Origin of the sequence: Gudongella ferriphila (genome assembly GCF_046224405.1) — a bacterium.
In the GTDB taxonomy this organism is placed as follows: Bacteria; Bacillota; Clostridia; order Tissierellales; family Tissierellaceae; genus Gudongella.
In genome coordinates this window covers 22422-32853 of sequence record NZ_JBJXRK010000025.1, presented here as the reverse complement: position 1 = coordinate 32853, position 10432 = coordinate 22422, and the positions used below count along the sequence as shown (strand labels likewise).

Here is a 10432-nt window from a genome sequence, read left to right as displayed (position 1 = left end):
TCATGAACTTTTATCTCTACATTTCTCTTCTGTTGTCCATGGCACGTGCCAAGGTCACCTCGTCGAAATATTCAAGATCCCCTCCCACCGGAATTCCATGGGCAATCCTTGTGACCTTGACTCCAAGGGGCTTTATGAGCTTTGAGATGTACATGGCGGTTGCCTCTCCCTCTACTGTGGGATTGGTTGCTATTACAACCTCCTTGACCTCATCATCCTCAAGTCTTTGCAACAGCTCCTTTATCTTGATGTCCTGGGGTCCGATGTTCTCCATTGGAGATATGGTTCCGTGCAGCACATGGTACAATCCCTTGTACTCCTTGCTTCTTTCCATGGCTACTATATCCCTTGGTCCCTCAACGGCACATATGACAGACCTGTCTCTATTATGGCTGCTGCAGATGTTGCAGGTCGGCTTGTCTGTAAGATTACCACATACCTTACAGAAGCCAATCTTCTCCTTGGCTTCAAGTATTGCAGCTGAAAGTTTCTCGGCATCCTGCTGGTCCATTTCCAGTACGTGGAATGCCAATCTCTGGGCAGTCTTTCTTCCAATTCCCGGAAGCTTTGAGAACTGGTCCACTAAATTTGCGATTGGCAATGCATAGTAATCCATCTTTTATCCTCCAATTATTCCTACAGTCCAGGAATATTAAGTCCTCCAGTAACCTTGCCCATTTCCTTTGCCGAGAATTCCTCAGCCTTTCTCAATGCTTCGTTTACGGCAGCCATTACAAGGTCCTGGAGCATTTCAACATCTTCAGGATCCACAACTGAAGGATCGATTTCAATGTCAAGTACTTCCCTCTTCCCATTGACCACAACCTTCACTGCTCCTCCGCCTGATGTAGCCTCAAGCTCTGTAGCATCAACCTGAGCCTGAACCTCTTCCATCTTCTTCTGCATCTTCTGCATCTGTTTCATCATATTGTTCATATTTCCACCCATTCCTGGATATCCGCCTCTTGCCACTTAAATCTCCTCCTTATTTAATCTCTACAATATCCTCACCAAAGAAATCCAGCACCTTATTGACCGTCTCCTCCTTGGCTGTATTTTCATTTTCCTGCTTTCCGACTCCGGAAGCAGGCATTTCGCACCCTTTCATTATAACAAGAAGTTCTATTTTTTGTCCAAAAAATTCCGTGAGAATTTCCTCCAAAAATGTCTTGTTCTGGTTTGAGTTTACAGCATCCTTGTGAAACTCGAATCCATCCTTGTATGACAGGGTGATTCTATTCCCCTGAAGTTGGGACACCTCTCCCTCCATCACCAGGGCATATATGTTTATTTTTCTTGATTTTATAATCTGCATGACCTTAGGCCAGGAGCTTTTGATCTTTTCCAGAGTGAGCTCACCCGTTGGTGCGGCTGCTTTCTGTTCAACCACAGGCTCACTTTTCACCTCGGGTATTTTCTCATCCTTCCTCATAGTCTTCTCTTGTTGATTTTTAGACTCTGGCTTTGGAGCTGCCTTTGCAGGAGCCTGGATTTTCTTCTCCGGTACTGTGACCATACCTTCCTCAAGCCTTCTTACCCTTTCCTCAAGGGAAAGCTCCCTTTTTATATTGGAAAGCTTTATGACAGCCATCTCAAGTATTATCCTGGGCTGCATTGACCATTTCATTGAGCTTTCTGCAGATGTCAATTCCTGTAGGCTGGACATCAGGTAATGTAGGTCCATATTTGAGGCTTGTTCCCTGTACTGCTCAACCTCTCCCCACTCAATTAGTGCCTCAGGATTTTTTGAGGTCTTTGCTATAACCAGATTTCTGTAGTGATGAATCATATCCTTCAGGAACTGTGGGATGTCCTTGCCTTCCTGTATCATATGGTCCACCATAAGAAGTGATTTCTCAGTGCTTTCACCCCTTACTGCCTCCACAAGGTCAAAAAGGAGATCCACATTGGCGATTCCCAGAATATTTATGGCATCATCATAGGATACTGAATCACCTTCAAATGCTATGCACTGGTCCAGAAGACTCAAGGCATCCCTCATTGCTCCATCGGAATTTTTGGCAATAAGCTGGAGAACCTTGTCCTCAACATTTATACCAAGCTTGTCTGTTATGCTTTTCATTCCACCTATCATGTCATTTGATGAAAGTCTCTTGAAATCAAATCGCTGGCATCTTGAGAGTATTGTCTGAGGCAATCTCTCCGGCTCAGTTGTGGCTAGAAGGAACAAAAGATGCTTGGGTGGCTCCTCCAGGGTCTTTAACAGGGCATTGAATGCTTCATTTGTAAGCATATGAACCTCATCTATTATGTAGACCTTGTACCTTGCCTTGGATGGAGGGTAGATCACCTTTTCCTTAAGCTCACGTATATCCTCGATTTTCCTGTTGCTGGCTGCGTCCATCTCGATTACATCCATAAGGCTTTCGTCAAGGATTCCCTTACAGATTGCGCATTGGTTACATGGATTCCCTTCCTGGGGGTCAAGACAATTTACAGCCCTTGCGAAAACCTTTGCTGCTGAGGTCTTTCCAGTTCCCCTTGTTCCCGAAAAAAGATAGGCATGCCCTATGTTTTCCTTCTTGATCTGATTCTTTAAAATTGTGGTTATATGTGTTTGACCTAATATCTCGTCGAAGGTTTTAGGTCTGTATTGTCTGTATAATGCCTGATACATGGAATCACCCTTACTTGTTATGAAATCTTACTACGACCCATTATATCAAAAAAGCTTCCTGTTTACACTAAGAAAAGCAAAAGGGCCCTTCCGGACCCCCATTAAATAGCTTCCTTTACAAGACTTTCCGCCTCTCCCTCTTCAGGGAACCTACCCAGCTCTGCCTTTGAAAACAAAAGCTTTCCATTTACCTTGATTTCAAATACGCCACCACCGGATGGAATGATTGTAAGCTCTGAAACCTGGTTCTTGTGTAAATTCAGGATGCTTTCCGTTAGAGCAACTGCTCTTCCCAAATAGCCTCAGGAAGTACAATATTCAATTGATATCTTGTTCTTCATGGTATCTCCTCCTTAACTTTTCCTTATTCATAAGTTTACCCGGAAACATTTTATCTAAACCTCAACCTGGTTGACATTCCGTAAGTTATGGTCTATAATATAAGTCTATGGAAACCAAGGAGAGATGGCTGAGTCTGGTCGAAGGCGCACGACTGGAAATCGTGTAGGCGTTTACTCGTCTCGAGGGTTCGAATCCCTCTCTCTCCGCCATTAGAACATTTTGCCGTGCTAGATGGGGAGGTAGCGGTGCCCTGTTACCTGCAATCCGCTACAGCAGGATTGAATTCCCGGCTTAGGCTTCTCTGCTGTGAGGTCTGCCTCGAAAAAGTGGCGTTGACGGTTGGGTCCCACGCAACGGAAACTCATGAACCTCGTCAGGTCCGGAAGGAAGCAGCGATAAGTGAAACTTTTCGTGTGCCGTGGGTCAGCCTGGCCCGAGTTAACTGTTCGGGTAACGCTCGGAGCAGGATTGACAAAGCTGGGTGCACGGCTACATAAGAAGAGCAACTCTGGAGATTATCCAGGGTTGCTTTTTCATATTCAGTTATACTTTTATACTTTGACCCTAACTGAAGCAAGCTCAAAAGCTTAAATTTAACCAAAGCATAACGGCCCCTTTATATGGACTTTATATTCCTGCTGTAGAATGTAACCATAATAAAAGATTGAGGTGGTCAAATGAGTTTAAATCTATGTATCGATATTGATGGAACAATTACTGAAGCATACTACTGGCTGGATGCTGCAAACAGATATTTCAACTCCAGCATCCAACCATATCAGGTTAAGGAATATGATATACATCATGTACTTGATGTGTCTCGGGAAGACTATCAGGAGTTTTACAGACTTCACTGGCAGGAGCTCCATGGGAATGCAAAGCCCAGAAAATATGCAGAACTTGTACTTTGGAAGCTCTTCATGCAGCATAACATATCCTATGTTACTGCAAGGGAGCCAGTCACAAGAGATACTACAGTCCAGTGGTTGAGAAGGCACGGTATGCCTGAGATGGACCTTCATATGCTGGGTTCCCACTACAAGGTTGATAAGGCAAAGGAGCTGGATTGTGACATCTTTGTTGAGGACAGGTATGAAAATGCTGTCGAATTGGCCCTTTCAGGTTTCCAGGTGCTTCTTATGGACTGCAGCTACAACAGGAAGCCTCTTATTCCTGGAATTACAAGGGTTACAAACTGGTTGGACGTGCACGAGGAAATTGAAACAATAAAGCTGAAAAAGCAAAAACTCGCTCCCCAAATTGCATGATTTCACATAGATCAAACAACACAAAAGGAAGGTGGATTTTCCCATAAGGAACAATCCACCTTCTGACCTTCTATAACATCCTTGTCAGATTTAGCCTATCAACAATTCTCCGTCCACAGCATGAATCTTAACTGTGTCCCCATCCTTCAATTCTCCTTTTATGATCATTCTTGATATGCCGGTTTCAATCTCCTTCTGGAGGAATCTTTTGACCGGTCTTGCACCATACTGTATGGAATAGGATCTTTCAAGGATGTTCTCCTTTGCCTCTTCCGTAACAGTGATGTTGATGCTTCTATCCTTAAGCCTCTTTTCGATTTCAGTTATCTGAAGGTCGATGATCTTGAATATCTCCATTCTCTGAAGGGGTTTAAAGAGGACAATTTCATCAATACGATTCAGGAATTCAGGTCTGAAGGTCATCCTCATCTGACTCATGACCCTCTCTCTTGTGGTTTCCTGAATTGTACCATCCTCTCCGAGACCTTCCAGAAGATAGTCGGACCCTATGTTAGATGTCATGATTATTACGGTATTTTTGAAATCCACAGTCCTTCCCTGATTGTCCGTAAGGCGACCATCATCCAGTACCTGAAGCAGGATGTTGAACACGTCAGGATGTGCCTTTTCAATCTCATCAAAGAGAATTACAGAATAGGGCTTCCTTCTGACGGCTTCTGTCAGCTGGCCTCCCTCGTCATAGCCCACATATCCTGGAGGGGCACCTACAAGCCTTGCCACGGAGTGCTTCTCCATATACTCACTCATATCAATCCTGATAATATTCTTTTCATCATCAAATAGGGTCTCAGTCAAGGCCTTCGATAGCTCTGTCTTGCCAACACCGGTTGGTCCCAGGAATATGAAGCTCCCCACAGGTCTGTTTATGTCCTTAAGTCCGGCTCTGGCACGAAGTACAGCGTCCACAACTGAATCCACCGCCTCATCCTGACCTATCACCCTCCTGTGAAGGATTTCTCCCAATCCAAGCAGCTTCTCCCTTTCTGTTGCCAGCAGCTTTGTTGTTGGAATTCCAGTCCATTTTGCCACCACCTCTGCAATCTCCTCCTCAGTGACCTCCTCCTTGAGAAGCCTTTCCTCTGTATGCTCCTTGTCCTGAGCCTCCTTGAGCTTTCTTTCCAGTTCAACAAGGGCTCCATATTTCAGCTGTGAAAGCTTCTCAAGATTGTAGCTTCTTTCAGCCTCTTCAATTTCTCGTTTGACCCTGTCAATTTCCTCCTTGATTTCCTTCTCAGCTGATATTTCCTTCTTCTCCTCTTCCCACTGTGCCTTAAGAAGATCAAACTCACTCTTGAGCTCTCCAAGCTCCCTTTCAAGCTTTTCCAGTCTGGCTCGGGAGGCATCATCGGTTTCCTTCTTCAAGGCTTCCCTCTCGATTTCCAGCTGCAACACCCTCCTTCTGACCTCGTCTATCTCCACGGGCATTGAGTCAATTTCGGTCCTTATCATTGCTGATGCCTCGTCCATCAGGTCAATGGCCTTGTCAGGAAGGAATCTGTCTGAGATGTACCTGTCGGATAGGGTTGCTGCTGCTATAACAGCACCATCTGATATCCTTATTCCATGGTGGATCTCATACTTTTCCTTAAGACCCCTGAGTATTGAAATGGTGTCCTCGACTGTAGGCTCAGTTACAAGCACCTTCTGGAATCTCCTTTCCAGTGCAGCGTCCTTTTCTATATATTTCCTGTATTCATCAAGGGTGGTTGCACCAATTGTGTGCAGCTCTCCCCTTGCAAGCATTGGCTTTAGAAGGTTCCCTGCATCCATTGACCCTTCAGCCCTACCGGCTCCAACTATATTGTGGAGCTCATCAATGAAAAGCAGTATCCTGCCATCAGACTTCTGTATCTCCGAAAGCACAGCCTTCAGCCTCTCCTCGAATTCCCCCCTGTACTTGGCTCCAGCAACCAGAGCTCCCATGTCAAGGGCGAATATTGTCTTGTCCTTAAGTCCCTCTGGCACATCTCCGTTTACTATTCTTTGGGCCAGACCTTCAACTATAGCCGTCTTACCAACTCCAGGATCACCTATGAGTACCGGATTGTTCTTTGTTCTTCTGGATAGAATCCTTATTACATTTCTGACCTCCGAGTCCCTTCCTATTACAGGATCCATCCTGCCTCTTCTCGCTTCCTCCACAAGGTCCCGTCCAAATCTTTCAAGGGCCTCGTAGGTCTCCTCGGGATTGTCTGATGTAATTGTCTGACTTCCCCTGACCTTCATAAGAGATTGAAGGAAAGCATCCCTTGTTATTCCATACTCCCTGAAGACATCTCCTGAGTGGGTGCCCTTGGAAGACAATATTGCCAGGTAAAGGTGCTCAACCCCAACGTATTCATCCTTGAAGATTTTTGCCTCCTCTTCAGCATCCATAAGGATCTTTGAGTATGATCTCCCAGGGTGTATACTACCTCCTGACTGCTTGGGAAGCTTCTCAAGCTTTCTGTCCACAGCACTTCTGATCTCATCTGAATCTATCCCCATAAGGGACAGTACCCTGGGCACAAGACCATCCCTGCTTTTTATGAGTGCCGCATGCATGTGAAGCTCAGACAGCTCCGGATTTCCCAACCTTACGGCAATGTTTTGGGACTCCTGAACAGCCTCGATGCTCTTCTGAGTGAATTTGTTCATATCCATCTTAATTCCTCCTGTTACTGTTTTCTTGGATTGTAATCTATGCTTTCCTTAAGCTTTCTGTAAAGCCTCTTCTCTTCTTCTTTTAACTCCGGTGGGTTCACGATTGTTATTTCAAGATAGAGATCTCCCTTGTTGTTCTTAAGGTCGACAAATCCCTTGCCGGGAAGCCTCATTCTGGTTCCACCTGTTGTGCCTTCAGGAATATCCACCTTGATTTTTCCACTGAGGGTTTGGACGACAACCTTTTCCCCAAGAGCAGCCTCCCATGGCAAAACCGGAACTTTTTTAATTATATTAAGTCCTTCAAGCCTCATGTCCCTGCTTTCACTTACATTTATCTTAAATAGTATGTCCCCGTCGATTCCCCACTTATCTCCCTTGACCTTGATTTTCTTTCCTGGGGTTATTCCCTTGGGAACCTTTACGGTGATCTTCTTTGTGGTTCCTCCAAAGTTCAATGAGACATCTCTTGCTACCCCATTATAGGCATCCTCCAGGGAAATTGTAAGCTCAGATTCATAGGATTGTCTTTGTGGTCTTCTGGACCCACCGGCTGACCTTCCTGCTCTTGTACCGAAAATGTCACCCATATCAAAGCCTCCCCTACCACCTGCTCCTCCGAAAATCAGATTGAAGAAGTCCGAGAAATCAGCTCCTTCTCCAGATGTGTAGGTGTACTGGCTTCCTCCTCCAAAATTACCGAATCCAAATTGTGAAGGGTCAAACTGCTGACCGTTGGAGAAGCCATATTGTCCAAACTGGTCGTACTGCTTCCTTTTCTGCTCATCCCCAAGAACCTCGTAGGCTTCATTGACCTCCTTAAACTTCTCCTGTGCCTTATCGTCATTTGGATGCAAATCCGGGTGGTACTTTTTTGCAAGCTTTCTAAATGACTTCTTTATGTCATCCTGGTTTGCGGATTTGTCCACTTCCAGTATCTTATAATAATCCTTATATTCCATAAAATCATCTCCATCCCAATGGTTCAATATTTATTTGACCTTCTTTGACCTTTGTTGATTATATTATATTAAATTTCTGTAAGAATTACAATATTATTATACCCTGTCAACACAAAAAAATTAACCCTGCCGGAATTGCTTTCCCCGGCAGGGCTTGATTTACTTAATATACTTATCAATTATGTTGATTATCTCGTCTATCTTTTCCTCTCCCTGCTCCTCACCTTCCAGGATGGCATCCGCCACACAGGTTCTGATGTGACCGTTCAGTACATCTATGTTGGCCTTTTTCAAGAGACCGATTATGGAAAGTATCTGAGTTGAAATGTCAACGCAATACCTGTCCTCTTCTATCATCCTGATTATTCCATCTACCTGTCCCCTAACGGTTCTAAGCTTTTTAAGTGCTGTTTCCTTCCCCTGGTTCACCTTGGCTTCCTCCTATCCAATCTCTTTTACCGAGTAGCCTGCTTCGTCAACCGCCTCCATCAGAAGCTTGTCCAACAGGTTATCTCCCTGAACTTCCACCTTACCTGTTGCCAGGTCAACCTGCACCTCCTGAACTCCCTCAACTTCCTTCAAAGAGTTCTTTACTGCCATTTCACAATGTCCACAGCTCATGCCTTCCACCATCATTGTTTTTTTCATTATTATCTCCTCCTATTTATTTGAAATTTCTTAGTCTTAACGAGTTTGATACAACTGATACTGAACTGAATGCCATTGCAGCTCCAGCAACCATGGGATTAAGGAATCCAAGGGCCGCAAATGGTATTCCAAGGGTATTGTAGAAGAAGGCCCAGAAAAGGTTCTGCTTTATGGTCTTCATGGTTTTGTGACTCAGTCTCATGGCGGTCACAATACCCCCAAGATCTCCTCTCATAAGGGTTATGTCTGCTGCCTCCATGGCCACATCCGTACCAGTTCCAATTGCAAATCCCACATCTGCCGCTGCAAGTGCCGGAGCATCGTTTATTCCATCTCCAACCATCCCCACATGCATCCCTTGGGACTTAAGTTTCTCCACCTCAGTAGCCTTGTCCTCGGGAAGAACATCCGCGAGAATATTATCTATTCCAACCTGGGCCCCTATTGCCCTTGCTGTCCTTTCGTTGTCCCCAGTTATCATGAACACCTTTAGGCCCATGCTCTGAAGCTCCTTGATTGCTGCATGGGAGGTTTCCTTGATTCCGTCAGCAACAGCTATTATCCCTGCAAGCTTCCCGGCAACCGAAAGGAGCATTGCTGTCTTTCCTTCCCTTTCAAGCTTCTCAATATCCTTTTCCTTATCTGAAATATCAATATGGTTCTCAAGCATCAGCTTCCTGTTTCCGATTAGAACATCCTTACCTTCAAAGATTGCCTTCAAGCCCTTTCCTGGAACAGCAGAGAAGCTGTCAGCTTCACTTAAGGCCAATCCCTCTTCTTCAGCCTTCTTTACAATTGCCTCTCCAAGGGGATGCTCCGAGGTCTTCTCCACTGAAGCCGCTATCCTTAAGATCTCATCCCGGTCTTCGCCAAAGCTTGCTATATCTGTTACATCAGGCTTTCCTTTTGTTATTGTTCCAGTCTTGTCGAATATTATTGAATCCATCTTATGGGCTCTTTCAAGATGCTCTCCTGACTTTATCAGGATTCCGTTTTCCGCTCCCTTTCCGGTACCAACCATGATGGCGGTTGGAGTGGCAAGTCCCAAGGCGCAGGGACATGCTATTACAAGTATTGCCACCGCATTTATCAGTCCTGTATTGAAACTGTCAATAAAGTTGAAGGCCAGGAAGGTGATCAAGGCAATCACTATGACAACAGGTACAAATATCCCGGATATCTTGTCTGCAAGTCTTTGAACAGGAGCCTTGGAGCCCTGCGCGTCCTCAACTAGCTTTATAATCTGTGACAGCACAGTGTCCTTTCCGATTTTTTGTGCCTCAAACCTGAAGGATCCAAACTTGTTTATTGTGGCACCTACCACCTGGTCTCCCTCTCCCTTGTCAACAGGTATGCTTTCACCTGTGATCATTGATTCATCAAGGGATGAGCTTCCTTGAACTATAACACCGTCAACCGGTACCCTCTCTCCTGGCTTGACGATTATTACATCCCCGATCTGCAGATTCTCAATGGGGATCTCCTTCTCTTCACCATCCTTGAGAACCCTTGCCGTCTTGGGCTGAAGACCCATAAGCTTCTTGATCGCTTCGGAGGTCTTGCCCTTTGCGACCGCCTCAAAGGTCTTTCCTAGAAGGATCAGGGTAATTATTACTGCAGATGCCTCAAAGTAGTACTCATGAACTCCTGCGAATATGTTGTATACACTGTAGAAGTATGCTGCGGAGGTTCCCATTGCAATAAGAACATCCATATTTGCTCCTCCACCCCTTAGGGACTTGTAGGCCCCCTTGTAGAACCTGGCACCAATAAGGAACTGTACAGGCGTTGCCAGTGCCCACTGAAAATATCCGTTTGTCAGGATATTCATCTGACCTGCCATATGAAAGAACATGGCCGAGAATAGGGGCAAGGTTAATATGGCAGAGATTATAAAGGACCTCTTCAGG

The 10432-nt window shown here is 45.1% G+C and carries 10 protein-coding genes, 1 tRNA gene and 1 other RNA gene; 3 read left to right on the top strand and 9 right to left on the bottom strand.

Annotated features, from left to right (window positions below; translation table 11 throughout):
• Nucleotides 1-16 precede the first annotated feature (16 nt).
• From recR to ACKVDP_RS11080, 4 genes are all read right to left on the bottom strand, one after another.
• Nucleotides 17-616: a recombination mediator RecR gene (gene recR / locus ACKVDP_RS11095; protein ID WP_409228926.1), complete on the bottom strand. Its 600-nt coding sequence runs from the start codon at nt 614-616 to the stop codon at nt 17-19.
• 20 nt (nt 617-636) lie between these two features.
• On the bottom strand, nt 637-972 hold the full coding sequence (locus tag ACKVDP_RS11090) for a YbaB/EbfC family nucleoid-associated protein (protein WP_409228925.1): 336 nt from the start codon (nt 970-972) through the stop codon (nt 637-639).
• Nucleotides 973-985: 13 nt separating this feature from the next.
• Nucleotides 986-2638, bottom strand: coding sequence for a DNA polymerase III subunit gamma/tau (dnaX, locus tag ACKVDP_RS11085; RefSeq protein ID WP_409228924.1), 1653 nt, complete (start codon nt 2636-2638; stop codon nt 986-988).
• Between the two features lie 101 nt (nt 2639-2739).
• Nucleotides 2740-2979, bottom strand: coding sequence for a SelT/SelW/SelH family protein (locus ACKVDP_RS11080; RefSeq protein ID WP_409228922.1), 240 nt, complete (start codon nt 2977-2979; stop codon nt 2740-2742).
• A 118-nt stretch (nt 2980-3097) separates the two neighbouring features.
• Between ACKVDP_RS11080 and ACKVDP_RS11075 the strand changes: the two genes are divergently transcribed.
• From ACKVDP_RS11075 to ACKVDP_RS11065, 3 genes are all read left to right on the top strand, one after another.
• Nucleotides 3098-3189, top strand: a tRNA-Ser gene (locus tag ACKVDP_RS11075).
• A 13-nt stretch (nt 3190-3202) separates the two neighbouring features.
• An RNA gene (ffs, locus tag ACKVDP_RS11070) (signal recognition particle sRNA large type) lies at nt 3203-3469 on the top strand.
• 188 nt (nt 3470-3657) lie between these two features.
• Nucleotides 3658-4248 carry a hypothetical protein gene (locus ACKVDP_RS11065; protein WP_409228921.1) on the top strand — a complete coding sequence of 197 codons (591 nt, stop codon included), beginning with the start codon at nt 3658-3660 and terminating at the stop codon, nt 4246-4248.
• Nucleotides 4249-4338: 90 nt separating this feature from the next.
• On the opposite strand, the gene clpB is transcribed toward ACKVDP_RS11065, so the two are convergent.
• The 5 genes from clpB to ACKVDP_RS11040 all read right to left on the bottom strand — a co-directional run bounded on the left by clpB (nt 4339) and on the right by ACKVDP_RS11040 (nt 10353).
• Nucleotides 4339-6912, bottom strand: a complete 2574-nt coding sequence (gene clpB / locus ACKVDP_RS11060; RefSeq protein ID WP_409228919.1) for an ATP-dependent chaperone ClpB — start codon at nt 6910-6912, stop codon at nt 4339-4341.
• Between the two features lie 14 nt (nt 6913-6926).
• Entirely contained in the window at nt 6927-7874 is a 948-nt protein-coding gene (locus ACKVDP_RS11055; protein WP_409228918.1) for a DnaJ C-terminal domain-containing protein, read from the bottom strand.
• A gap of 159 nt (nt 7875-8033) precedes the next feature.
• Nucleotides 8034-8303, bottom strand: coding sequence for a metal-sensing transcriptional repressor (locus ACKVDP_RS11050; RefSeq protein WP_409228917.1), 270 nt, complete (start codon nt 8301-8303; stop codon nt 8034-8036).
• A 12-nt stretch (nt 8304-8315) separates the two neighbouring features.
• Nucleotides 8316-8522: a heavy-metal-associated domain-containing protein gene (locus tag ACKVDP_RS11045; RefSeq protein ID WP_409228916.1), complete on the bottom strand. Its 207-nt coding sequence runs from the start codon at nt 8520-8522 to the stop codon at nt 8316-8318.
• A gap of 16 nt (nt 8523-8538) precedes the next feature.
• Nucleotides 8539-10353: a copper-translocating P-type ATPase gene (locus ACKVDP_RS11040; protein ID WP_458306245.1), complete on the bottom strand. Its 1815-nt coding sequence runs from the start codon at nt 10351-10353 to the stop codon at nt 8539-8541.
• Nucleotides 10354-10432 lie beyond the last annotated feature (79 nt).